21 protein-coding genes are annotated in these 23,836 nt (G+C 44.7%); 15 read left to right on the forward strand and 6 right to left on the reverse strand.

Features of this window, described 5'->3' with window-relative positions; all coding sequences use genetic code 11:
• Window positions 1-36: 36 nt before the first annotated feature.
• Together yfbR and BDD26_RS12380 are read right to left on the reverse strand one after the other, a co-directional pair.
• Window positions 37-618 carry a 5'-deoxynucleotidase gene (gene yfbR / locus BDD26_RS12375; RefSeq protein WP_115826690.1) on the reverse strand — a complete coding sequence of 194 codons (582 nt, stop codon included), beginning with the start codon at window positions 616-618 and terminating at the stop codon, window positions 37-39.
• Window positions 619-809: 191 nt separating this feature from the next.
• A complete protein-coding gene (locus BDD26_RS12380) occupies window positions 810-2,024 on the reverse strand; it encodes a pyridoxal phosphate-dependent aminotransferase (RefSeq protein WP_038268203.1) in 1,215 nt (404 codons plus the stop codon).
• A gap of 801 nt (window positions 2,025-2,825) precedes the next feature.
• Between BDD26_RS12380 and hexA the strand changes: the two genes are divergently transcribed.
• The 14 genes from hexA to nuoN all read left to right on the forward strand — a co-directional run bounded on the left by hexA (window position 2,826) and on the right by nuoN (window position 19,539).
• On the forward strand, window positions 2,826-3,791 hold the full coding sequence (gene hexA, locus BDD26_RS12385; RefSeq protein WP_115826691.1) for a transcriptional regulator HexA: 966 nt from the start codon (window positions 2,826-2,828) through the stop codon (window positions 3,789-3,791).
• 708 nt (window positions 3,792-4,499) lie between these two features.
• A complete protein-coding gene (locus BDD26_RS12390; protein ID WP_099135749.1) occupies window positions 4,500-4,973 on the forward strand; it encodes an NADH-quinone oxidoreductase subunit A in 474 nt (157 codons plus the stop codon).
• Window positions 4,974-4,988: 15 nt separating this feature from the next.
• The gene (locus tag BDD26_RS12395; protein WP_038268194.1) at window positions 4,989-5,663 is read left to right on the forward strand and encodes a NuoB/complex I 20 kDa subunit family protein; all 675 of its coding nucleotides are present in this window, start codon (window positions 4,989-4,991) and stop codon (window positions 5,661-5,663) included.
• A gap of 92 nt (window positions 5,664-5,755) precedes the next feature.
• Window positions 5,756-7,555 carry an NADH-quinone oxidoreductase subunit C/D gene (gene nuoC, locus BDD26_RS12400; RefSeq protein WP_211305473.1) on the forward strand — a complete coding sequence of 600 codons (1,800 nt, stop codon included), beginning with the start codon at window positions 5,756-5,758 and terminating at the stop codon, window positions 7,553-7,555.
• A gap of 2 nt (window positions 7,556-7,557) precedes the next feature.
• Window positions 7,558-8,103, forward strand: a complete 546-nt coding sequence (nuoE, locus tag BDD26_RS12405; RefSeq protein ID WP_170140404.1) for an NADH-quinone oxidoreductase subunit NuoE — start codon at window positions 7,558-7,560, stop codon at window positions 8,101-8,103.
• The gene (nuoF, locus tag BDD26_RS12410; RefSeq protein WP_115826693.1) at window positions 8,100-9,464 is read left to right on the forward strand and encodes an NADH-quinone oxidoreductase subunit NuoF; all 1,365 of its coding nucleotides are present in this window, start codon (window positions 8,100-8,102) and stop codon (window positions 9,462-9,464) included. Before nuoE ends, nuoF begins: the two co-directional genes overlap by 4 nt.
• A 108-nt stretch (window positions 9,465-9,572) precedes the next feature.
• Window positions 9,573-12,296 carry an NADH-quinone oxidoreductase subunit NuoG gene (nuoG, locus tag BDD26_RS12415; RefSeq protein WP_115827558.1) on the forward strand — a complete coding sequence of 908 codons (2,724 nt, stop codon included), beginning with the start codon at window positions 9,573-9,575 and terminating at the stop codon, window positions 12,294-12,296.
• Window positions 12,296-13,273 carry an NADH-quinone oxidoreductase subunit NuoH gene (gene nuoH / locus BDD26_RS12420; RefSeq protein WP_038268179.1) on the forward strand — a complete coding sequence of 326 codons (978 nt, stop codon included), beginning with the start codon at window positions 12,296-12,298 and terminating at the stop codon, window positions 13,271-13,273. Before nuoG ends, nuoH begins: the two co-directional genes overlap by 1 nt.
• A 15-nt stretch (window positions 13,274-13,288) precedes the next feature.
• Window positions 13,289-13,831 carry an NADH-quinone oxidoreductase subunit NuoI gene (gene nuoI / locus BDD26_RS12425; protein WP_038268176.1) on the forward strand — a complete coding sequence of 181 codons (543 nt, stop codon included), beginning with the start codon at window positions 13,289-13,291 and terminating at the stop codon, window positions 13,829-13,831.
• A gap of 12 nt (window positions 13,832-13,843) precedes the next feature.
• A complete protein-coding gene (gene nuoJ / locus BDD26_RS12430) occupies window positions 13,844-14,374 on the forward strand; it encodes an NADH-quinone oxidoreductase subunit J (RefSeq protein WP_038268173.1) in 531 nt (176 codons plus the stop codon).
• Complete coding sequence (nuoK, locus tag BDD26_RS12435; RefSeq protein ID WP_038268170.1) at window positions 14,371-14,673, forward strand: NADH-quinone oxidoreductase subunit NuoK; 303 nt, start codon at window positions 14,371-14,373, stop codon at window positions 14,671-14,673. The genes nuoJ and nuoK overlap by 4 nt, the downstream gene beginning before the upstream one ends.
• A complete protein-coding gene (nuoL, locus tag BDD26_RS12440) occupies window positions 14,670-16,535 on the forward strand; it encodes an NADH-quinone oxidoreductase subunit L (protein WP_115826694.1) in 1,866 nt (621 codons plus the stop codon). The genes nuoK and nuoL overlap by 4 nt, the downstream gene beginning before the upstream one ends.
• 19 nt (window positions 16,536-16,554) lie before the next feature.
• The gene (gene nuoM / locus BDD26_RS12445; protein WP_115826695.1) at window positions 16,555-18,075 is read left to right on the forward strand and encodes an NADH-quinone oxidoreductase subunit M; all 1,521 of its coding nucleotides are present in this window, start codon (window positions 16,555-16,557) and stop codon (window positions 18,073-18,075) included.
• A gap of 6 nt (window positions 18,076-18,081) precedes the next feature.
• On the forward strand, window positions 18,082-19,539 hold the full coding sequence (nuoN, locus tag BDD26_RS12450) for an NADH-quinone oxidoreductase subunit NuoN (protein WP_038268162.1): 1,458 nt from the start codon (window positions 18,082-18,084) through the stop codon (window positions 19,537-19,539).
• 186 nt (window positions 19,540-19,725) lie between these two features.
• On the opposite strand, the gene add is transcribed toward nuoN, so the two are convergent.
• Both add and BDD26_RS12460 read right to left on the reverse strand, forming a co-directional pair.
• A complete protein-coding gene (gene add, locus BDD26_RS12455) occupies window positions 19,726-20,733 on the reverse strand; it encodes an adenosine deaminase (RefSeq protein ID WP_115826696.1) in 1,008 nt (335 codons plus the stop codon).
• A 30-nt stretch (window positions 20,734-20,763) separates the two neighbouring features.
• Window positions 20,764-21,690: a nucleoside hydrolase gene (locus BDD26_RS12460; protein WP_115826697.1), complete on the reverse strand. Its 927-nt coding sequence runs from the start codon at window positions 21,688-21,690 to the stop codon at window positions 20,764-20,766.
• Window positions 21,691-21,946: 256 nt separating this feature from the next.
• Here BDD26_RS12460 and BDD26_RS12465 point away from each other — a divergent pair, with 256 nt between their 5' ends.
• On the forward strand, window positions 21,947-22,603 hold the full coding sequence (locus tag BDD26_RS12465) for a Crp/Fnr family transcriptional regulator (RefSeq protein ID WP_115826698.1): 657 nt from the start codon (window positions 21,947-21,949) through the stop codon (window positions 22,601-22,603).
• Here BDD26_RS12465 and BDD26_RS20220 read toward each other — a convergent pair.
• Both BDD26_RS20220 and BDD26_RS12475 read right to left on the reverse strand, forming a co-directional pair.
• Window positions 22,584-22,724: a transposase gene (locus BDD26_RS20220; RefSeq protein ID WP_244922729.1), complete on the reverse strand. Its 141-nt coding sequence runs from the start codon at window positions 22,722-22,724 to the stop codon at window positions 22,584-22,586. The genes BDD26_RS12465 and BDD26_RS20220 overlap by 20 nt on opposite strands.
• Window positions 22,725-22,781: 57 nt before the next feature.
• Entirely contained in the window at window positions 22,782-23,552 is a 771-nt protein-coding gene (locus BDD26_RS12475; protein ID WP_115826699.1) for an SDR family oxidoreductase, read from the reverse strand.
• Window positions 23,553-23,836: the final 284 nt, after the last annotated feature.

Consider the following 23,836-nt stretch of genomic DNA (forward strand, 5'->3'; position numbering starts at 1 on the left):
GCAGCTTCGCGAAAACGTGAAGCTGCCCGGTCATTTTTACAGGCTAATTTCATCAAGAGAAAGGCTAAAACTTGGAACGAATACGGTTATAAAATAATCCATTTCCTGACTGTGACGTTTTTCTAATGTTTTCTCTAACCTGATTTTTGCTTGATTGAATTCAGAATTTCCAGCCGATAATTCTTCCAAACATTTTAAATAAGCACATAACGCATCAGCTTGTTTAATAATATTAGTTTCTTCTTCAGTATGATATTGATCGTCTAAAATAGGGCGAAAATCATTTTGTAATTCAATTGGTAACATATCTAATAATTTATGTTGGGCGATCTTTTCTATTTTTTTATATTCCTGGGCAATTTGAGGATTGTAGTATTTTATTGGTGTTGGTAAATCACCAGTAATAACCTCACTGGCATCATGATACATTGCTAATATTGCGATCCGTTCAGCATTAATATGACCATCAAATTTACGGTTTTTTATTATCGCCAGTGCATGTGCGACAAATGCAACCTGTAAACTGTGTTCTGAAACATTTTCCGTACGTACGTTTCGCATAAGAGGCCAACGATTAATCAATTTCATGCGGGATAATTGGGCGAAAAAATGACTCATAATCTTCTCTTGCTATGGAAAACATGATTAGATTGTGGATGCTGGCTGGACGGAAGTAAACCGTTTGCGGCTGAAAAAGACAGCATCATACGTTTCATGCTTCAAGTTGCAGCTTTGTCAGCTGCATCTTGAAGTTGACTAATATCTTGATGCTTATTTAATCGAATAGCGTTTAGTTATTTTTTTGATGTTTATTGGTGATATTTACCGATAAAACGGGCAAATTTCTCAATAGCCATTTGCAGATCCGCGATATGTGGCAGGGTAACAATGCGGAAATGATCTGGTTCTGGCCAGTTAAATGCAGTTCCCTGAACCAGTAACACTTTTTCTTGTAGTAAAAGATCCAAGACCATTTTCTGGTCATCATAAATATTGAAACGCTTGGTATCAATTTTAGGGAACATATATAAAGCACCCATGGGTTTCACACAGGAAACTCCGGGGATCTGATTAATCAGTTCCCAGGCGTGATTGCGCTGTTCATAGAGGCGTCCTCCCGGAAAAATGAACTCACTGATGCTTTGATAGCCACCTAATGCGGTTTGAATTGCATGTTGCATCGGGACGTTGGCGCAAAGACGCATAGATGCCAACATTTCCAACCCTTCAATATAGCCTTTTGCCTGTTTTTTCGGGCCATTCAGTACCATCCAACCCTGACGGAATCCCGCAATACGATAGGTTTTTGACAAACCGTTAAAGGTGACGGTAAAAAGATCTGGCGCCAGGGCGGCGATGGAATGATGTTGAGCATCATCGTATAGGATCTTGTCGTAAATTTCGTCAGCGAAAATAATCAGATTATGCTGGCGGGCAATTTCCACAATTTCCAGCAGGATTTCTTTACTGTATACCGCCCCCGTCGGGTTGTTCGGGTTAATAATGACAATACCGCGGGTACGTGGTGTGATTTTACGGCGGATATCATCTAAATCAGGGAACCAGCCTTGTTGTTCATCACATAAATAGTGGACAGATTTGCCGCTGGAGAGAGAAACGGCGGCTGTCCAGAGTGGATAATCAGGAGCCGGAACCAGCATTTCATCACCGGTATTGAGCAAGGCCTGCATCGACTGAACAATAAGTTCAGAAACACCGTTACCAATAAAGATATCTTCAACGGTAATATCCAGCATATTTCGGGCTTGATAGTGTTGCATGATTGCCTTACGCGCAGAGTACAGACCTTTTGAGTCAGAATAACCCTGGGCTGTTGGCAGATTGCGGATGACATCAACTAAAATTTCATCAGGTGCTTCGAAACCAAATGGTGCCGGATTACCAATGTTTAATTTCAGTACCTTATTCCCTTCTTCTTCAAGCCGTTTGGCTTCTTTGAGTGTATTGCCTCGGATGTCATAGCAGACATTATCTAATTTGCTGGATTTATTAATGGAAAACATACGGTGTCTTAACCTTTCTCTGGGCAAAAAGTGGATCTTATCCGGCCTACAAAATGTGATGTTCAATGTACTCCTCTCTGTCAATCTTTTGAAGAGCCTCTGATATCTTTGGTGAAAATGGTTGTTTTAAAGTCTAATGCATAAGTTTGCTATCTAAAAACATTAGTTTAATTGGATTATTGTTTCAATTCTTTTTTTTATGTTGGAATTTAACTCTGAATAATGAGCTGTTTTTAGTTTGTTGACTGAGATGAGAGAGTATCTGGTACTGATTCTTTAACCTAAAAACAGAAATGCAAGCTGAATTGTCAATAAAAGTAAGATAATTTGTATAATGTATTCTTATAATTTATCTTTGCCGACATAAAATTAATTAAGGGTTTTATCATAGATACTTTGACAATGTTTTTGAATTTTTACCCGTAACATTTTCATGACTTTTCGATAAGAATATTAATTCATTAAAAATACTAATATTGCTTGGTTTAGTTAAGTTTTCCGAATTGAAGTTATGTTATTCTTTGAGGCAAGTCAGAAAAAGACTATTTGTACTGGAAATTGGTGGTTATGTGAGGTAAATAGGTTTTTGTTTGTGTATTAATTTAGAGATTGCATAAATTTTGTTAAGAAAGGAGAAAATAAAACCCATGAAGATATAAATAGTAAAAAAATGCAGTAAACCTTTGCCCTCTTTAATAGAGTAGAGTAATGTCAGAATCGGTATTATTTTATTTGATACTGCTGAAGTAAAAACACCAGGTTAGTTAGTAATTAAAATCAAAAAAAAGTGATGAATAAACAATGATAAATGCAAATCGTCAGATAATAAACCTCGATCTCGATCTGCTAAGAACTTTCGTTGCCGTTGCTGACTTAAATACTTTTGCAGCAGCAGCAGCAGCAGTTTGTAGAACGCAGTCGGCTGTCAGTCAGCAAATGCAACGTTTGGAGCACCTTGTGGGGAGAGAATTATTTGCTCGCCACGGTCGTAATAAGCTTCTTACCGAGCACGGGCTTCAACTTCTTGGTTATGCGCGCCAAATCCTGCGTGCTAATGACGATGCTACCGCATCATTAACATACAATGATGCAGACGGTGAACTCAGGATAGGAGCATCTGATGACACAGTTGATACTCTCCTGCCTTTCCTGTTGAACCGCATTGCTTCTGTCTATCCGCGTATAGCTGTCGATGTGCGTATTAAACGTAGTCAGTTTATTGAGAGTATGCTGGATAACCATGAAATTGACTTAGCATTAACTACAGCAAAAATTAATCACCATCCTAGCACTGTATTACGTTCTTCGCCTGTACTGTGGCACTGCGCACCAGATTTCCAGTTACAGATGAATGAGCCTGTACCTTTAGTCGTAATGGACGAAACCAACACATTCCGTCAGATTGCTCTTGAAACACTTGATATGAGTGGTATTCCGTGGCGTATTGCTTATGAAGCTGCGTCTTTATCTGCTGTTCGTTCTGCTGTCAACGCAGAGGTTGGCATTACTGCTCGTCCTTTGGAAATGCAGAACGCAGATTTAAGAATTTTGGGAGAAAGTGAAGGGCTACCACGTTTACCTGAAATACAATTCTTTTTGTATCGCAACAGTAACGAACAAAATGAATCTGTCCTGACTGTTTTTGATGCTATAGAAAATAAGAAAACACCTTATACCGTGTCCTCAGTTGAATCCGATGAAGCAGACGATATTGATGAGTCTGTTGAATCTACTGAAGAATCTTCGGTCGAAAATATAATCGAGTAATATTACATGTGTTTTATAGGCTAATATTTCCATTTTATTTGTGGAAATATTAGCCTGTTTCTAAGTTGCTATTAATAATTCTTTCACGTTTTCATTCCCATTTCTGATATTTACCACCAGAAATATCCCCTATTAATTTTCTTATCCCTTTCGAATTTTAGTTAAAACAATGTTGTTTTGTTAACAACTTTCGTTTTTTAAATTGATAAGATAAATCTATTTTCAGAAATAGTTGTGTTATTGAACTTCAATCGTTTCTTTTTGAAACAGTTTATTAAGAGTTGAATAAAATACGTTCTGTTGTTTAATGTTTTTCAATGAAACTGTGCACTTGATCATAAAAATACCCCAACCGATACAGTGGAAAGACAGGTTTTTCCTGAGATAATAGTGTAGTAAAGTCGAGTTATCGGTTAAACTAGTTATAATGTGTTGATAGTTTTTTATTTTACTGACACGTTTTAGCGATATGTAAGCATAAACTGTTAATCAAAGTTTTATGCTTTGTAAATAAATAAGCAGGCGCTTTTGTCATGACAGATAAAAGTGTTGAGAGGAATAAAAACCAAGACGATCCATGCCGTCAAAAAAATTGATTAGCACTGTTTCAGATTTGGTTGTTATCCCTTCCCATGAATCGATGTGGTGCAATACTGCCGGCAAAAAGAGCAGACCCTTGACACCACTTTTGATGAGTAAGCAACGAGTATGTCAACATCTACTGGAGTTTTATCTACTGGAGTTTTGGCCCATCACTGGGCGTTTGCGATTTTCCTGATAGGTGCTCTTGGTTTGTGTGCACTTATGTTACTGGGTGCGTACTTTCTTGGGGGCAGAGCGAAAGCCAGAGCAAAACATATCCCTTATGAATCGGGTATCGATTCTGTCGGCAGTGCCCGTCTCCGTCTGTCGGCAAAGTTTTATCTGGTTGCCATGTTCTTTGTCATCTTCGACGTTGAAGCCCTTTACTTATATGCATGGTCAGTCTCTATCAAAGAGAGTGGCTGGTTGGGCTTTGCCGAAGCAAGCATTTTCATTTTGGTGTTATTGGCAGGCTTGGTTTATCTGGCACGTATCGGGGCATTGAATTGGACACCCGCACGTTCAAGGCGTCAGGTCAGTAAACCCAGTGTTGATGCTCATACCGCTAATGTTAATACCAACAACAGTCACATGCAGTAATAGCGAGGCATAAAGATGGATTATACGCTCACCCGCATAGATCCGAACGGTGAGAATGACCGTTATCCCCTGCAAAAACAGGAGCTTGTCAGCGATCCCCTCGAGCAGCACGTCCACCGTAGTGTCTATATGGGTAAATTAGAACATGCTCTGCATGACATGGTGAATTGGGGAAGGAAGAATTCATTATGGCCTTATAACTTTGGCCTTTCCTGTTGTTATGTAGAAATGGTGACGTCTTTTACCGCCGTTCATGACGTAGCCCGTTTCGGTGCAGAAGTACTGCGGGCATCTCCCCGTCAAGCTGATTTCATGGTGATCTCAGGCACTTGTTTCGTCAAAATGGCCCCAGTGATCCAGCGTTTATATGACCAAATGCTGGAACCGAAGTGGGTCATTTCGATGGGAGCCTGTGCAAACTCCGGTGGTATGTATGATATTTACTCTGTCGTGCAGGGAGTTGATAAGTTTATTCCTGTTGATGTCTATATTCCGGGCTGTCCACCCCGCCCTGAAGCCTATATGCAGGCACTGTTGTTATTGCAGGAATCTATTGGTAAAGAACGTCGCCCACTGTCTTGGGTAGTTGGTGATCAGGGGGTTTACCGTGCAAATATGCAATCAGAAAGAGAACGGAAGCATGGTGAACGTATTGCAGTGACAAACCTGCGTACCCCAGATGAAATTTAAGGCTTTTAGCCATTAAGAATAACCAGAGCAATGTCGTAACTCAAAAATGTGTTGCGATCACATTAAACCCTGATCAAGCGTTGTGGTGAAGAATGATGACAGATCAGATAGCGCAAGAAAGCGTACGGCCTGCTTGGGAAACAAGGGATCACACGGATGATCCGGTCGTAGGCGAGCTTAATCGCCAATTTGGCCCTGATGCGTTTACCGTCCAGCCTACCCGAACTGGTATACCGGTTGTCTGGGTAAAGCGGAAACAATTGCTGGAAATAATCACGTTCCTGAAGAAGTTACCCAAACCTTATGTCATGCTGTTTGACTTGCATGGTATTGATGAGCGTCAGCGTTCTTACCGACAAGGTCTGCCAGCGGCGGACTTTTCGGTGTTTTATCACTTGATTTCCATTGAGCGTAATCGTGACATCATGCTGAAAGTTGCGCTCAATGAAAAAGACCTGAATATCCCGACCATTACATCAATTTTCCCGAATTCCAATTGGTATGAACGTGAAACGTGGGAAATGTTTGGCATCACATTTAATGGTCATCCGAATTTACGTCGTATCCTGATGCCACCAACTTGGGAAGGTCATCCGCTGCGTAAGGAATATTCTGCGCGTGCTACAGAATTTGATCCTTTCATGTTGACCAAGCAGAAAGAAGATCTGGAAATGGAAGCGCTGACTTTCAAACCAGAAGAATGGGGGATGAAACGCGGCACGGAAAATGAGGACTTTATGTTCCTTAACCTTGGGCCGAATCACCCCTCGGCTCACGGTGCATTCCGCATCATTCTTCAGCTTGATGGCGAAGAGATTGTTGATTGTGTTCCCGATATTGGTTATCACCACCGCGGTGCGGAAAAAATGGGGGAACGTCAGTCATGGCACAGTTATATCCCTTATACCGACCGGATCGAATATCTGGGGGGATGTGTCAACGAAATGCCTTATGTACTTGCCGTTGAGAAACTGGCTGGTATTGAGGTGCCTGAGCGGGTGAAAGCTATCCGCGTCATGTTGTCTGAACTGTTCCGCATCAATAGCCACTTGCTCTACATCAGTACCTTTATTCAGGACGTTGGTGCAATGACACCAGTATTCTTCGCCTTTACTGACCGCCAGAAAGTTTACGATGTTGTTGAAGCCATTACCGGTTTCCGTATGCATCCGGCCTGGTTCCGTATCGGTGGTGTTGCCCATGACCTGCCGCGAGGCTGGGATAAACTTCTGCGTGAGTTGCTGGACTGGCTGCCGAAACGTTTGAATTCCTATGTCAAAGCGGCATTGAAAAATAGTGTCCTGAAAGGACGCTCTGTCGGAGTGGCTGCTTACAATGCTAAACAAGCACTGGATTGGGGCGTAACGGGAGCTGGTTTGCGCGCAACAGGCATTGGCTTTGATGTACGTAAATGGCGTCCTTATTCCGGTTATGAAAACTTCGATTTTGAAGTACCGACTGGCTATAACGGCGACTGTTATGACCGTGTGATGCTGAAAGTGGAAGAAATCCGTCAGAGTATGCGCATCCTTGAACAGTGCCTCAAACACATGCCGGAAGGCCCGTTCAAGGCTGATCATCCACTGACCACGCCACCCCCCAGAGAGCGTACCCTGCAACATATCGAAACCATGATTAACCACTTCCTTCAGGTGTCATGGGGGCCGGTCATGCCTGCCAATGAATCATTCCAGATGATCGAAGCGACTAAAGGGATCAACAGTTATTACCTGACCAGTGATGGTAGCACCATGAGTTACCGCACCCGTATCCGCACACCGAGTTTTGCTCATCTACAGCAGATCCCATCGGTGATCCGCGGCAGTCTGGTTTCTGATCTGATCGTTTATCTGGGTAGTATCGATTTTGTTATGTCTGATGTGGATCGCTAACGATGCAAAGTGAATTTAACGCAAACAAGCAGGCACGCCTTGATGTGGTTAACGTAACGGGCGCTCAGACACTGAATGAGTTTGTACTGAGTGCCGGAGAACGTGATGCCATTGAGCAGGAAAAACACCACTACGAAGATCCGCGTGCAGCGTCAATTGAAGCACTGAAAATTGTGCAAAAACAACGTGGTTGGGTGCCGGATGGTGCGATCTCAGCCATTGCTGAGGTTTTAGGTATTCCTGCCAGTGATGTGGAAGGTGTGGCGACATTTTACAGTCAGATTTACCGTCAGCCAGTAGGGCGTCACATTATTCGTTATTGTGACAGTGTTGTTTGTCACATCACGGGCTATCAGGGGGTTCAGGCAGCAATAGAAAAACACCTGAACATTCGTCCGGGTCAAACTACAGCAGATGGGCGTTTCACTCTATTACCAACCTGCTGTCTGGGTAACTGTGATAAAGGGCCAACTATGATGATTGATGATGATACCCACAGTTATGTGAAACCCGAAGAAATTGAAAAATTGCTGGAGCAGTATCAATGACAACGCATTCAGGAGTGAAAGAAATTATCCGCACGGCGGAAACTCATCCCCTGACATGGCGGTTGCGTGATGACCAACAACCTGTCTGGCTGGATGAATACCGTAGCAAGAATGGTTACAAGGGAGCCGAAAGAGCACTGAAAGGCATGGCGCCTGATGAAGTCACCACATTAGTAAAAGATGCCGGTTTGAAAGGGCGCGGTGGCGCAGGTTTCTCCACAGGGTTGAAGTGGAGCCTGATGCCAAAAGATGAAAGCATGAATATCCGCTACCTGTTGTGTAATGCTGACGAAATGGAACCGGGCACTTATAAAGACCGCTTGTTGATGGAGCAACTACCGCACTTGCTGGTGGAAGGAATGCTGATCAGTGCTTTTGCCCTGAAAGCATACCGTGGTTATATTTTCCTGCGTGGTGAATATGTTGAATCTGCGGTTCACCTGCGTAAAGCAATCGAAGAAGCGAAAGCAGCAGGGTTGCTTGGCAAAAATATTCTGGGCAGCGGTTTTGATTTTGAGCTGTTTGTTCATACCGGCGCGGGACGTTATATCTGTGGTGAAGAAACTGCACTGATTAACTCCCTTGAAGGGCGTCGTGCGAACCCTCGTTCTAAACCTCCATTCCCGGCAACCGCTGGTGTCTGGGGAAAACCGACCTGTGTCAATAATGTTGAAACGCTGTGTAACGTTCCGGCCATCCTCGAATATGGTAAAGAGTGGTACATCGGCCTAAGTGAAGGCAAAAGTAAAGATGCCGGCACTAAACTGATGGGGTTCTCTGGCCGGGTCAAAAATCCTGGCCTTTGGGAACTGCCTTTTGGCACTACAGCCCGTGAAATTCTTGAAGATTATGCTGGTGGTATGCGTAATGGGCTGAAATTCAAAGCTTGGCAGCCAGGGGGGGCGGGGACCGATTTCCTGACGGAAGATCACCTTGATTTACCGATGGATTTCGAAAATATCGCCAAAGCTGGCAGTCGTTTGGGAACGGCTCTTGCAATGGCAGTTGACCATGAAATTAATATGGTTTCCCTGACCCGCAACCTTGAAGAGTTCTTCGCCCGTGAATCCTGTGGCTGGTGCACACCATGCCGTGATGGTCTGCCCTGGAGTGTGAAAATTCTCCGCGCCATTGAAGAGAGGAAAGGCCAGCCTGGTGATATCGAAACTTTAGAACAACTCTGTCGTTTTCTTGGCCCCGGTAAAACTTTCTGTGCTCATGCCCCTGGTGCCGTAGAACCTTTGCAGAGTGCGATCAAATACTTCCGCGAAGAATTTGAAGCGGGGATTGTCACCAAAGATTACGGAAATACCAGCCTGATTGCGGGCATTCAGCCGAACCTGCTTAAGCAGCGTTGGTAAGGCGGGTTTGCAGGAATAACCTGTAAGAATGGCTCGTAAGAACGGTTTGTTAAAGCAGAATTTTTGATTAACGCCTGCCACGGCAGGCCATTGGGAAGCATGCTGACTATGGCTACGATACATGTAGACGGCAAAGATTATGATGTAAACGGGGCTGATAACCTGTTACAAGCCTGCCTCTCATTGGGGCTTGATATACCTTATTTTTGCTGGCATCCAGCGCTGGGAAGCGTTGGCGCTTGCCGCCAGTGTGCGGTTAAGCAATATCAAAACGCAGAAGATACACGTGGTCGTCTGGTAATGTCTTGTATGACACCGGCTTCAGATGGCACATATATCTCCATTGATGATGAAGAAGCAAAACAGTTCCGTGCAAGTGTCGTGGAATGGTTGATGACTAACCATCCCCATGACTGCCCTGTTTGTGAAGAAGGCGGAAACTGCCATTTGCAGGATATGACAGTGATGACGGGACACTCGTTCCGTAAGTATCGTTTTACCAAACGTACTCACAGAAATCAGGAACTGGGGCCATTCATTGCTCATGAAATGAACCGTTGTATCGCTTGTTACCGTTGTGTCCGCTACTACAAAGATTATGCGGATGGAACGGATTTGGGCGTTTACGGCGCTCATGACAACGTCTATTTTGGTCGTCCTGAAGATGGCACGCTGGAAAGTGAATTTTCCGGTAACCTGGTTGAAATCTGCCCGACAGGTGTTTTCACTGATAAAACGCACTCAGAGCGTTATAACCGTAAATGGGACATGCAGTTTGCACCGAGTATCTGTCAACAGTGCAGTATCGGTTGTAACACCAGTCCGGGGGAACGTTACGGAGAATTGCGCCGGATCGAGAACCGTTATAACGGTACGGTTAACCACTATTTCATGTGTGACCGTGGTCGCTTTGGTTATGGGTATGTCAACCGTAAAGATCGTCCTCGCCAACCACAACAGCTTCGCGGCGATCAATGGATTTCGCTGAATGCTGAGCAGGTTATGCAGGGTGGGGCGGATATTCTGCGTCAGGCGAAAAACGCTATTGGTATCGGTTCACCACGTGCCAGTATCGAAAGTAATTTTGCACTGCGTGAATTGGTCGGTGCAGAGAATTTTTACAGTGGCATTTCAGCGGAAGAGCAATATCGTCTTGATATGATGCTGGAAATTCTGCAACAAGGTGGTGTTTATACTCCGTCTCTGCGTGAAATTGAAGATTATGACGCAGTGTTGGTTCTGGGTGAAGATCTGACCCAAACAGCAGCCCGTATGGCATTGTCAGTACGTCAGGCAGTCAAGGGCAAAGCTCGTGAGATGGCGGCAGCTCAGAAAGTAGCAGACTGGCAAATTGCGGCTGTAATGAATATCGGCCAACATGCCAAGTATCCTCTGTTCTTAACCAGCGTCGATAGCACCCGTCTGGATGACGTTGCGGCATGGAATTACCATGCGCCGGTTGATGATCAGGCCCGCTTCGGTTTTGCTGTGGCACATGCCCTGAACAGGATAGCTCCTGCCGTCAATGATTTGCCGGATGAGCTGAAAGCGAAAGTAGAACTCGTTGCTCAAGCCTTGCGTGAAGCGAAAAAGCCATTGATTATCAGTGGCAGCAATGCAGGCAGTGATACCCTGATTCAGGCAGCCGCTAATATTGCATGGGCGCTGAAAGATAACGGCGCTAATGTCGGTCTTTCTTATGTTGCAGCGTATGCGAATAGTCTTGGTTTGGCGATGATGGAAGCACAATCGCTGGATGTAGCCCTACAGCGCATTGCCAAAGGGGACTCAGATACTGCTATTGTGATGGAAAATGATCTCTACCGTCATGCTCCGGCCGATAAAATTGATAGCGCTCTGGATAGCCTGAAAAACCTGATTGTTGTTGATCATCAACGCACTGCCATCATGGATAAGGCACATTTGATCCTGTCAGCTGCTAGTTTTGCTGAAAGCGACGGTACTCTGGTTAATCAGGAAGGTCGGGCTCAGCGTTACTTCCAGGTGTATAAGCCTGCATTCTATGACAAATCGGTTGTCATGCTGGAAAGCTGGCGCTGGATGCACTCTTTGTATACAACCTATACACAACGCCAGACGGACTGGACTCAGCTCGACCATGTGATTGAAGCGTGTGTCAAAGAGATGCCGCAATTTAAAGGCATCGTTAATGCAGCACCAGATGCCACATTTCGTATCCGTGGTCAGAAACTGGCTCGTTCACCTCATCGTTACAGTGGCCGTACTGCGATGCTTGCCAATATCAGTGTTCATGAACAGCGTCAGCCACAGGATATCGACACCGCATTTGCTTTCTCAATGGAAGGTAACAACAACCCATTTGCTGAACGTCAGCAAATTCCATTTGCATGGGCACCGGGTTGGAACTCACCACAGGCATGGAACAAATTCCAGGCAGAAGTGGGGGGTAAACTGCGTTTCGGTGATCCTGGAGTACGTCTGATTGAGACGGTCGATGGAGGCTTGAACTACTTTGACAGTATTCCGGCCACTTTTACTGCACAGAAGAATGAATGGTACATCGCGCCTTATTTCCACTTGTTCGGTAGTGAGGAATTGTCTCAGCGTGCAGATGTCATTCAGGAACGTATGCCTGAGCCATATGTGATGATCAATCGTCAGGATGCTGAAAAGCTGAATGTAAAGGAAGGTTCCATGATGGCATTTGATTGTGCGGGGCAGCAATTACGCTTAGCTGTGCGTTTAAGCGGCAATCTTGCTCAGGGGCAGATTGGCCTGCCGTTGGGAATGCCGGGCATTCCACCCGTTCTGGCAGGTAAATCAGTTAATAACTTACGGGAGGTTGCATAATGAATTGGATTACTCCCGAATTAATTGAGATTTTGATTTCTGTTCTGAAAGCGGTTGTCATTTTGCTGGTCGTGGTTGCCTGTGGGGCGTTTATGAGTTTTGGTGAACGTCGTTTACTTGGGCTGTTCCAGAACCGCTACGGGCCAAACCGCGTAGGGTGGGGGGGGTCATTGCAGCTTGTTGCTGACATGATCAAAATGTTTTTCAAAGAGGACTGGGTTCCACGTTTCTCTGATCGGATGATCTTTACTTTGGCGCCTGTCATCGGGTTCTGTTCCCTGTTACTGGCCTTTGCCATTGTACCGGTAAGTCCGACGTGGATGGCAGCAGATCTGAACATCGGTATCTTGTTTTTCATGATGATGGCGGGCCTGGCTGTTTATGCCGTGTTATTTGCTGGCTGGTCAAGTAACAACAAATATTCCTTGTTGGGAGCTATGCGTGCGTCAGCACAGACACTGAGCTATGAAGTGTTCATCGGGCTATCCATGATGGGAGTAGTGGCACAGGCTGGCTCTTTCAACATGGTGGACATCGTTAATTCACAGCAACATTTGTGGAATATCATTCCCCAGTTCTTTGGTTTCTTGACCTTTGCTATCGCCGGTGTTGCGGTGTGTCACCGTCATCCCTTTGACCAACCGGAGGCAGAGCAAGAGTTGGCAGATGGTTATCATATCGAATATTCCGGCATGAAGTTCGGTATGTTTTTTGTCGGGGAATATATCGGTATTGTGACGGTATCCGCTTTAATCGTCACAATGTTTTTTGGTGGCTGGCATGGGCCTTTTCTGCCTCCATTCGTCTGGTTTGCGCTGAAAACAGCATTTTTTATGATGATGTTCATCCTGATCCGTGCTTCGTTACCGCGCCCGCGTTATGACCAGGTGGTGTCATTCGGCTGGAAAATCTGTCTGCCGTTAACTTTATTCAACCTGCTGGCGACTGCCGCAGTGATTTTATACAACGCTCAATAAAGGGGTGATTGAACCATGACATTAAAAGAGTTATTGGTTGGTTTTGCCACCCAGGTACGCAGTATTTGGATGATAGGGCTTCATGCCTTCCATAAACGCGAAACAAAAATGTATCCGGAAGAACCGGTTTATGTGCCACCCCGTTACCGTGGGCGCATCGTTCTGACGCGTGATCCTGACGGTGAAGAGCGTTGTGTTGCCTGTAACCTGTGTGCGGCAGTGTGTCCGGTGGGATGTATCTCCCTGCAAAAAGCCGAAAATAAAGATGGCCGCTGGTATCCTGAGTTTTTCCGCGTCAATTTCTCGCGTTGCATCTTCTGTGGATTGTGTGAAGAAGCCTGCCCGACTACCGCTATCCAATTGACACCGGATTTTGAGTTGGGTGAATTTAAACGTCAGGATCTGGTGTATGAGAAAGAAGACCTGATGATTTCCGGGCCGGGTAAATACCCTGATTATAACTTTTACCGTAAGACAGGTATGGCGATTGATGGCAAAGATAAAGGTGAAGCCGACAATGAAGCCAAACCTATCGACGTTAAAAGCCTGTTGCCATAAGGAACGATATTCATGGAATTCACATTTTATATCGCAGGGCTGGTTGCCATCCTCGCAACACTCAGGGTAATAACGCACACCAATCCAGTGCATGCGTTGCTGTATCTGGTTATCTCCCTGCTGGCCCTTTCAGTTGTGTTCTTTTCACTGGGGGCTTACTTTGCTGGTGCATTGGAAATCATCGTTTATGCAGGGGCGATCATGGTGCTGTTCGTCTTTGTCGTGATGATGCTGAACCTTGGTAAATCTGTTGTTGAACAAGAAAGGGAATGGTTGAAACCGAGAGTCTGGATTGGCCCGGCTATTCTTTCAACCATTTTATTGATTGTCTTGATCTTTGCCATTAACAGTCTGCCGGAGGCTGAAATTAGTGGTGAAGTAGTCAGTGCCAAAGAAGTGGGCATCAGCCTGTTCGGGCCTTATGTACTGGCAGTAGAACTGGCTTCCCTGCTATTACTGGCCGGGCTTGTGGTGGCTTACCACGTTGGTCGTGAAAGCCGTCAGGGTGAAGTGATCAGCAATCGTGTGGAGGACCAACAATGATACCTTTGGAACATGGTCTGATTCTGGCGGCTATTCTATTTGCATTGGGTTTCACTTGCCTGATTATCCGCCGCAATCTGCTGTTTATGCTGATAGGTCTGGAAATCATGATCAATGCTTCAGCGCTGGCATTTGTCGTTGCTGGTAGTTATTGGCTCCAGCCTGATGGTCAGGTGATGTACATTCTGGCCATTACTTTGGCAGCAGCTGAGGCGAGTATCGGTCTGGCACTGTTACTACAGTTGTACCGTCGTCGCCAGAACCTGAATATTGATATAGTCAGTGAGATGCGCGGATGAACTTACTCTATTTAACAATTCTATTGCCACTATTGGGATTTTTACTGTTGGCATTCTCCCGTGGCCGCTGGTCTGAAAATCTATCAGCAACCATTGGAATTGGTTCTGTCGGGCTGGCAGCACTAGTCACACTTTGGGTCGGGATGGACTTTTTCTCCCAGAACAGTATGGCTCAAAATGAAGCAGGTGGGTTTGTTTACAGCCAGACATTGTGGAACTGGATGAGCGTAGATAGTTTCAGTATTCCAGTCAATCTGGTGTTGGATGGGCTGTCATTAACCATGCTGAGTGTAGTAACCGGTGTTGGTTTCCTGATCCACATTTATGCTTCATGGTATATGCGTGGTGAAGAAGGTTACTCTCGTTTCTTCGCCTATACCAACCTGTTTATCGCCAGCATGGTGGTCTTGGTTCTGGCAGATAACATGTTGCTGATGTACCTCGGTTGGGAAGGGGTGGGGTTGTGTAGTTACCTGTTGATCGGTTTTTACTATAAAACACCTGCCAATGGTGCTGCGGCGATGAAAGCCTTTATCGTGACACGAGTGGGTGACGTCTTCCTCGCAATTGGAATGTTTATCCTCTACGACCAGCTCGGTACGTTAAGTTTCCGCGAACTGGCGGTACTGGCACCACAACATATCGAAGCGGGTTCTACTGCAATCACATGGGTAACTTTGATGATTCTGGGCGGTGCGGTAGGTAAATCGGCTCAGTTACCACTGCAAACATGGTTGGCAGATGCGATGGCAGGCCCAACACCGGTTTCTGCTTTGATCCATGCGGCGACCATGGTTACCGCAGGTGTCTATCTGATTGCTCGCAGTCATGTTCTGTTCTTAATGGCACCTGATATTTTGTATCTGGTTGGCATTATTGGTGCGGTTACTTTGCTGTTGGCAGGCTTTGCAGCACTGGTTCAGACTGATATCAAACGTGTACTTGCCTATTCCACTATGAGCCAGATTGGTTATATGTTTCTGGCATTAGGCGTACAGGCATGGGATGCGGCTATCTTCCATCTGATGACCCACGCGTTCTTCAAGGCACTGCTGTTCCTTGCCTCTGGCTCGGTGATTCTGGCTTGTCACCATGAGCAGAACATTTTCAAAATGGGGGGATTGAGTAAACGTATTCCATTTGTGTATCTCTGCTTCCTGGTGGGGGGCTCGGCGTTATCCGCTCTGCCTTTGCTGACAGCAGGTTTCTACAGTAAAGATGAAATTCTGTGGGGCGCACTGGCAAATGGTCATATGAATCTGATGCTTGCAGGGCTGATTGGTGCACTAATGACCTCACTGTATACCTTCCGTATGATCTTTATCGTGTTTCATGGAGAAGAAAATACCAAAGCGCATTCAGTTAAAGGAATTACTCATACCTTGCCACTGTCAGTGCTGTTAGTGCTGTCTACTTTTGTGGGAGCGCAGATTGTACCACCTTTGGTGGGTGTTCTGCCGCCGGAAAACAGTACCGCAGGACATGATGGCAAAATGACACTGGAAATTGTTTCCGGTGTGGTTGCCGTACTTGGCATTTTGCTGGCCGCAGCCTTGTATCTTGGCAAACGTGGTTTGGTTAATGCGACAGCAAACAGTGCTCCGGGGCGTTTCTTCTCCACATGGTGGTTCCACGCCTGGGGATTTGATGCTCTGTATGACTGGATATTTGTAAAACCATTCAAAGGTATTACACAATTGTTGCGGGATGATCCTCTGAACTCATTGATGAATATCCCTGCCGTATTGTCACGTTGGGGCAATAAAGGGCTTGGTTTAAGTGAGAACGGACAAATCCGTTGGTACGCTACCTCTATGGGGTTGGGTGCAGTGCTGGTTTTAGCTCTGCTGCTTTTGATTTAATTAAGGGACACATTGCGCCATGCTACTACCTTGGCTAATTCTTCTGCCCTTCATCGGAGGCCTGCTGTGTTGGCAGGCAGAGCGCTTCGGCACCCGTATGCCGCGTTGGATAGCGTTTCTGACGATGGGACTGACTCTGCTGCTTTCTCTGTACCTCTGGTTGCAGGGAGGCTATACGCTGACCAACCCACAAGGTATTCCACAGTGGCAATCAGAGTTTCTGCTGCCGTGGATACCACGTTTTGGCATCTCCATCCATTTGGCTCTGGATGGCCTGTCACTGTTGATGGTGGTCTTGACTGCACTATTGGGTTTAATGGCAATCCTTTGTTCGTGGAATGAGAACCAGCCATACCAGGGTTTCTTCCATCTAAACCTATTGTGGATCCTTGGTGGTGTGATGGGCGTATTCCTTGCCATCGACCTGTTCCTGTTCTTCTTCTTCTGGGAAGTGATGCTGGTGCCGATGTATTTCCTGATCGCACTATGGGGTCACAGAGGTTCACAGGGCAAAACCCGTATTACAGCCGCGACGAAATTCTTCATTTATACTCAGGCCAGTGGTCTGGTGATGTTGATTTCGATTCTGGCACTGGCTTTCATCTACCATGATGCAACCGGAGAATGGTCATTCAGCTATGAAAAACTGCTGGATACCCCGATGTCGCATACCGTCCAATATCTGTTGATGTTGGGATTCTTCATCGCATTTGCCGTGAAAATGCCGGTTGTGCCTTTGCACGGGTGGTTGCCGGATGCCCATAGTCAGGCACCAACTGCCGGCTCTGTTGACCTCGCGGGGATCTTGCTGAAAACAGCGGCATATGGTCTGCTGCGTTTCAGTCTGCCTTTGTTTCCACAAGCCTCTGCGGAATTTGCACCGATTGCGATGTGGCTGGGTGTTGTCGGCATATTCTATGGAGCATGGATGGCCTTCAGTCAGACCGATATCAAACGCCTGATTGCTTATACCAGTGTTTCACACATGGGCTTTGTCCTGATCGCTATTTATACTGGCAGCCAATTGGCTTATCAGGGCGCGGTGATCCAGATGATTGCACATGGTTTGTCCGCCGCGGGGCTATTCATCCTGTGTGGTCAGTTATATGAGCGTCTGCACACTCGTGATATGCGTCAGATGGGGGGCCTGTGGGCAAGAATTCAATTGTTGCCAGCGATATCTCTGTTCTTCGCTGTGGCAACATTGGGTATGCCGGGAACCGGTAACTTTGTTGGTGAATTTATGATCCTGTTCGGCAGCTTCAGTAAATTCACTTTAGTTACTACGGTATCCGTGTTTGGTTTAGTTTTTGCCTCCGTGTACGCCTTATACCTGATGCAGAAGGCTTATTACGGAACGCCGAAATCAGATGAACCATTACCACGGATGGATGCGCGAGAAATTTCTATTTTGCTGTTGCTGGTTGTTTTGCTGGTTATTCTTGGTGTTTACCCGCAACCCATCCTTGATACCTCGGCTGCGGCGATGAGCAACATCCAGAACTGGTATTCAGCTTCACTTTTAACTACAGGGCCGTAATTCGCCATGACAATAACTTCTGAACAATTGATCGCACTGTTGCCGCTATTGATCGTCGGATTGACGGTGGTGGTGGTGATGCTGTCCATTGCATGGCGACGCGATCATTTCACCAATGTTACCTTGACAGTGATCGGTTTAAACCTAGCCCTGCTTTCTCTCTATTTTGTTGGATTGCAGGAGCCGATGGATGTTACTCCACTGATCCATGTGGATCGTTTTGCAATGTTCTATACTGCTCTGGTGCTGATTGCGAGCCTTGCGACGACGACATTCGCCTACTCATGGTTGGAAAATTATCCCGATAACAAAGAAGAGTTTTATCTGCTGGTGTTGATTGCAGCTGCCGGAGGAGTTCTGCTTTCTTCTGCCAACCACATGGCATCACTGTTTATCGGTATTGAGCTGATTACTCTGCCACTGTTTGGCTTGATCGGTTACGCATTCCGCCAAAGACGTTCACTGGAAGCGAGTATCAAGTATATGCTGCTGTCTGCGGCGGCATCCTCATTCCTGTTATTCGGTATTGCACTGCTGTATGCTGAATCAGGTGATCTGTCCTTTGCATCACTGGGCAGAAGCCTGAGTGACAGTAAACTTTATGAACCGCTGGTTCTGGCTGGATTGGGAATGATGATTGTGGGTCTGGGTTTCAAGCTTTCCCTCGTTCCTTTCCAGCTTTGGACACCTGACGTTTATCAGGGCGCGCCGGCACCAGTATCGACCTTTCTGGCGACGGCAAGTAAAGTAGCTATCTTTGCCGTAGTAATGCGTCTGTTTATTGAAGCACCAGTGACCGACAGCGAGACTTTGCGCATAGTGTTAACTGTCATTGCAATCGCCTCTATCCTGTTTGGTAACTTATTGGCACTGACGCAGAGCAATATCAAACGACTGCTCGGTTACTCATCCATTGCCCATTTGGGTTATTTGCTGGTGGTATTAATCGCCATTAAAGATCATACTCTGGCAGAAGAGACCGCGGGTCTTTATCTGGCGGGCTATCTGCTTGCCAGCATTGGTGCATTTGGTGTAGTCAGCCTGATGTCCAGCCCGTACAGAGGCCCTGACGCTGAATCACTATTCTCCTACCGTGGCCTGTTCTGGCATAAACCAATCCTGTCGGCTGTTATGACGATTATGATGTTGTCACTGGCGGGAATACCGTTGACATTCGGTTTCATCGGTAAATTCTATGTTATTGCAACAGGTGTTGAGGCCAGATTGTGGTGGCTGACCGGAGCAGTGGTAGTGGGAAGTGCGATAGGTCTTTATTACTACCTGCGTGTGATGGTGAGTTTATACCTGCCAGCACCGAAAGCACTAAATCGCGATACACCAAGAAACTGGGCGTTAACCTCCGGCGGTATTGTTGTGCTGCTTACCGCATTACTGGTGTTGTTCCTCGGTGTTTGGCCACAGCCATTGATTGATATTGTCCAACAGGCGAAAAGTGTTATGTAGAACTATGTAAGGTATAGTGTTAATCGACATTACTAAGGCCCTGGCTATGATTGGCTAGGGCTTTTTTGAGTTGATTATTTATTTGTTCATAATGATTTGAATGAGAAAATAACCTGCCGGGGTTGCTATATGTTAAAACACATCCCGGTGCACGTGGAATAAAGCCGCAAACCGGGAAAGATCTTACTAGTCAACAGATTTTTTAATAAATGAATTTCGAATAATATCAGAAAGCCTTTTTTTCATATCCAGTGAAATGAAACTTGCCGTGATGGCAGAGAGATTACAGTCAATAAAGTCTTTATGACCCCATCCAAACGTGTTATGTAATAAAATATATTCCTTATTCAGAGTGGTATTGACAACAGTTCTTGCATCAGTATTTATGCTCAGATTGACTCCTGATTTTTTTAGTTTGTTGACAGGGTGTTCCTCTATCCTTTTAAAAACATTGCAGATAATATTACACGTTGGACAAATTTCCAGATGAATATTATTCGCTTTTAACTGGTCAATGGTATGGTTGTTTTCTATACAGCGAACGCCATGTCCTATCCTGGTAACTTTTAGTTTTTCCAAGGTTTCTGTCACACTTTCATGACTTTTCGCTTCTCCGGCATGAGCAATACAGTTCCCTCCCATGGAATACATATATTCAAATGCTGCAATATGGTTATCAAGAGGATAACGAGCTTCATCAGCTGAAAGATCGAGTGCGACGACCCCTTGATTCAGATACTTTGCGGCGAGCCGTGCTGTTTGCATGCTTTCGCTTGCTGTGAAATGGCGTAATGTACACAGAATCAATCTGGCCTCAATGCCGTATTTATGTGTAGCCTGATGCATCGCTATTAAGACCGTCTCTGTCACGATCTCCGGTGATAATCCATGATTCTGATGGAGTAAAGGTGCAAACCTGATTTCTGCATAAATAACATTATCGGCATGAAGCTGATCGAATAAATCATCTACAGCAAAGCTGATCGCCTGTATTGTTTGTAACAAGCTGAGTTGTGGGGTGATTTTACTTAAAAATTCACCGAGATCTTGACATTGATGGAATGTGATAAACTCATCCTGATATTTTTTAAGAGTGAGATCGGGGCACAGCATTTTGACATAGTGATAACTCAGACAAGTATCAAGATGCACATGCAGTTCAACTTTTTCAAGGAAACGAGGGTCAAATGTCACAGAAATTTACTTCTATTTAAATGGAGCCAATCAGGAGAGTAATTCAAATAGTTTTCTTTTGAACATACCGTTTTTGATTTTGGTTACAACACGTGCATTTGGAGCTTTACCGGTCAATTTTGTCGAGTCAATAACATAATGCCCGTAGGACGTTTCACTTTTATATTCTACCCATGTATATGCATCTAAATACTCATCTATAATATCTGGATATAATGCCACAGCCATTGTGGTGGGATCTGGCAAATCAAATCCAACACGGCTTGTTCTGCCTGCATTGAATTCCATCAGGACTTTATTACACCTTACAGTAAACCTGCCTAAGTTACTGAGTTCATTTAGGCGCATGATATCATCTTGATTAATGAACGCTTCTCCCATGCCAATTTCCCAACCCGTGACTGTTAGTGGAAGTCCAGATTGTATGACTATATTGGCAGCTTCAGCATCTACATAAAAATTGAATTCTGACAATGGGGTAATATTTCCGGGAGTGAGTCCTGATCCCCCCATTACATAAACATGTTTTACTTTTTTGGCAAAAGACGGATCTTTCAGAACAGCCATCGCAATGTTTGTCAGTGGGCCTAACGTGACAATTTCTAGCTCTCCCGGCAGACGGTCAGTATGGCTGAGTAATGCATCAACGGCATGAAGATTCTCTGGACTCAGGGAGCTTTCCGCTAGATTCATATCACCCATTCCATCTTTTCCGTGAATATGGTGAGATGTGTAATGGGGCTTAAATAGGGGTCTGGACATACCTGCATAAACAGGAGGGTAGTATGTGCCGGCTTTTTCTAAACATATCAAAGCATTACGTACACATTGTTCGAGAGCACAGTTACCCGATACAGTGGTGATTGCTTCCACGTGTACAGAGGGTTCCCTCAGGGCCATTAAAAGTGCGACAGCATCATCTGAAGCAGTATCTGTATCTATCAGTAATTTTCTCATCAGTTTAGTCCTTGTGTCAGTATAGGATTTTGTAACCCTACCATCGGCTTGTTGTTCAAAAAAAGGCCATATGGCCTTTTTTTAATTTATGTTCGGGCGTGAAAGGCTTCTCTGTTATTGGTGGGGACATTTATTCAGGTTTTGTGAAAAAAAACTTATATCAGGGAGGCTCTTTAAATAAGAAAGTGACATGGTGAATACTTGTATGGGATCTATCTTAATCCGCGAATATGATTGCCATTATTAGGAGCAAAAAATGAAATCCATCCGCAGACCGCTATCAGTGGATCATTTTGTAAGCAAATATAATTTGCAGAGTTTCTTTCCCGAAGCATTACTCTCTACAGCCCGTTTGATCGGTATGGATAAAAATAAATCTATTGTTACACAGAATCACCGACTTTCTTTTTTGTATTGTCTTGTAGAAGGGCGATTGCAGGTGGAGTATTACGATCTGGATGGAAGAACGGTGGTATTTTCTATTCAGGAACCTCTGTCTTTGACTGGGGATCTTGAGCTGCTTTATGGGGAAGAAAAGAGGACAGTCAGCACAGTAAAAGCACTCTGTGCGTCACAGCTACTTTCTTTCCCTGCTACTGCTGTCCGTGAGTACGGATATAATAATCCGGTCTTCCTGAGATTTATCTGTAGTAACCTGTCCAGAAAATTATTTGATGCCTCACAAAGTAAAACCACTGTGACGATTACATCAGAAAATAAGCTGCGCCGATATCTGGTAACACAATTTCAGCTCTACGGAAAGAGTTTTACACTGGAGAAAAGGGAGACACTGGCATCAATGCTCGGGATATCTGTAAGACAATTAAATCGGAGCCTTTCAGAATTAGTCAGAGTTGAAGTTATTTCATTAAAAAACCGGACCCTCCATATTATTAATCATGACTTACTATAACTTTAGATTTTCTTAAGTGTAGTGAAATCTGAGAAATATTTTTGAGCTGGTTAACGACAGTTTCTATCGAAGATCGTGTTTTTAATATCAGATTATCCCAGAGAGATAAAGAAAAGCGCACAATGGAATGAGCGCTTTTTTCTTCACAGTTAATATTCAGGTGGAGATGACTAATCGACTATAACTGCTTAATATCCTCAAAAGTGGGGCCCTGAAAATAAATCGCACTAATATGGCAACTGCGAGGTTGGGTCAAAACAAATCGTATCGATTCCCAGACTGAGCGTCCATTCAGTACTTGTTTACCCATTGTTTTATGGTCGTCCAGGTCTTCATCAAAACCATTAACTTCAAAATCAGGGGGATAGATTCCGGTTACGCGAATATTATCTTTGCTTAATTGATGGGAAATCGTCTGGCAAAAGCCACTCATCGCATGTTTGGCAGCAAAAAATACCGGATGAGCGGCAGAGCGGATAAAGTTTGGAATGCCGCAGACTGACACCATCGCAATAATATCGGCTCCCTGAGATTTATGCAGGCTTGGTAATAACATCTTGGTCAATAGCATGGAGCCTGTTGCACCGGAATTCATCGTGCTGATAATATCTTCATCACTGTCATCATCATTCAGATTGCCTTCCAGCCATTGGGCTGCACTCAATATCAGAATATCAATGGGTTTACTGTCTTGCAGTAATTGATTGGCAAAGTTGCGAACTGACTGTGCGTCACTGATATCACATTGATAACTCCTTGCGATCCCGCCTTCACCCTGAATAATTTTACAAGTCGCTTCAGCACTTTTTAATTGACGAGCACAGAGGTCAACATGAGCACCTTCCCGTGCTAACCAGACAGAAATAGCCTGTCCAAAATCGCGGCCTCCGCCTGTCACCACAACTCGTTTACCTTTTAATCCATCTAACTCATCCAATTTATTTAACATGGTGTTAACTTCCTTATGTCAGTTATTAATCTAAATGAGAGATCATTGCACTATCGGTTATATGTTATTAATAAATTACGCGGAAAAATGAGGTTAAAGTTTTTTATTGTTAATTTATTAACCATTAATGTTATTTGTTTGTTAATAATGATGTTTTATATACCTCTCTATCAGTACAGTTGCTCTGATTTTTATGTTAAGGTGATCATGAATGTAGATTGAGTGAATTATGAGCGAAAAATATCTGCGGGACGGGTAACCCTAATTTGGGTTACATTTATTTT

It is taken from the genome of Xenorhabdus cabanillasii (genome assembly GCF_003386665.1).
Taxonomy (GTDB): Bacteria; Pseudomonadota; Gammaproteobacteria; order Enterobacterales; family Enterobacteriaceae; genus Xenorhabdus; species Xenorhabdus cabanillasii.

Bases quoted from the DNA above. Each gene is read 5' to 3' on its own strand.
- nuoN (WP_038268162.1), top strand. From the start codon at position 18,082: ATGACAATAACTTCTGAACAATTGATCGCACTGTTGCCGCTATTGATC.
- nuoH (WP_038268179.1), top strand. From the start codon at position 12,296: ATGAATTGGATTACTCCCGAATTAATTGAGATTTTGATTTCTGTTCTG.
- BDD26_RS12395 (WP_038268194.1), top strand. From the start codon at position 4,989: ATGGATTATACGCTCACCCGCATAGATCCGAACGGTGAGAATGACCGT.
- nuoE (WP_170140404.1), top strand. From the start codon at position 7,558: ATGCAAAGTGAATTTAACGCAAACAAGCAGGCACGCCTTGATGTGGTT.
- BDD26_RS12475 (WP_115826699.1), bottom strand. From the start codon at position 23,552: ATGTTAAATAAATTGGATGAGTTAGATGGATTAAAAGGTAAACGAGTT.
- nuoJ (WP_038268173.1), top strand. From the start codon at position 13,844: ATGGAATTCACATTTTATATCGCAGGGCTGGTTGCCATCCTCGCAACA.
- BDD26_RS12460 (WP_115826697.1), bottom strand. From the start codon at position 21,690: ATGAGAAAATTACTGATAGATACAGATACTGCTTCAGATGATGCTGTC.
- BDD26_RS12465 (WP_115826698.1), top strand. From the start codon at position 21,947: ATGAAATCCATCCGCAGACCGCTATCAGTGGATCATTTTGTAAGCAAA.
- hexA (WP_115826691.1), top strand. From the start codon at position 2,826: ATGATAAATGCAAATCGTCAGATAATAAACCTCGATCTCGATCTGCTA.
- nuoK (WP_038268170.1), top strand. From the start codon at position 14,371: ATGATACCTTTGGAACATGGTCTGATTCTGGCGGCTATTCTATTTGCA.
- nuoI (WP_038268176.1), top strand. From the start codon at position 13,289: ATGACATTAAAAGAGTTATTGGTTGGTTTTGCCACCCAGGTACGCAGT.
- nuoF (WP_115826693.1), top strand. From the start codon at position 8,100: ATGACAACGCATTCAGGAGTGAAAGAAATTATCCGCACGGCGGAAACT.
- nuoG (WP_115827558.1), top strand. From the start codon at position 9,573: ATGGCTACGATACATGTAGACGGCAAAGATTATGATGTAAACGGGGCT.
- nuoM (WP_115826695.1), top strand. From the start codon at position 16,555: ATGCTACTACCTTGGCTAATTCTTCTGCCCTTCATCGGAGGCCTGCTG.
- BDD26_RS12380 (WP_038268203.1), bottom strand. From the start codon at position 2,024: ATGTTTTCCATTAATAAATCCAGCAAATTAGATAATGTCTGCTATGAC.
- nuoC (WP_211305473.1), top strand. From the start codon at position 5,756: ATGATGACAGATCAGATAGCGCAAGAAAGCGTACGGCCTGCTTGGGAA.
- yfbR (WP_115826690.1), bottom strand. From the start codon at position 618: ATGAGTCATTTTTTCGCCCAATTATCCCGCATGAAATTGATTAATCGT.
- BDD26_RS12390 (WP_099135749.1), top strand. From the start codon at position 4,500: ATGTCAACATCTACTGGAGTTTTATCTACTGGAGTTTTGGCCCATCAC.
- nuoL (WP_115826694.1), top strand. From the start codon at position 14,670: ATGAACTTACTCTATTTAACAATTCTATTGCCACTATTGGGATTTTTA.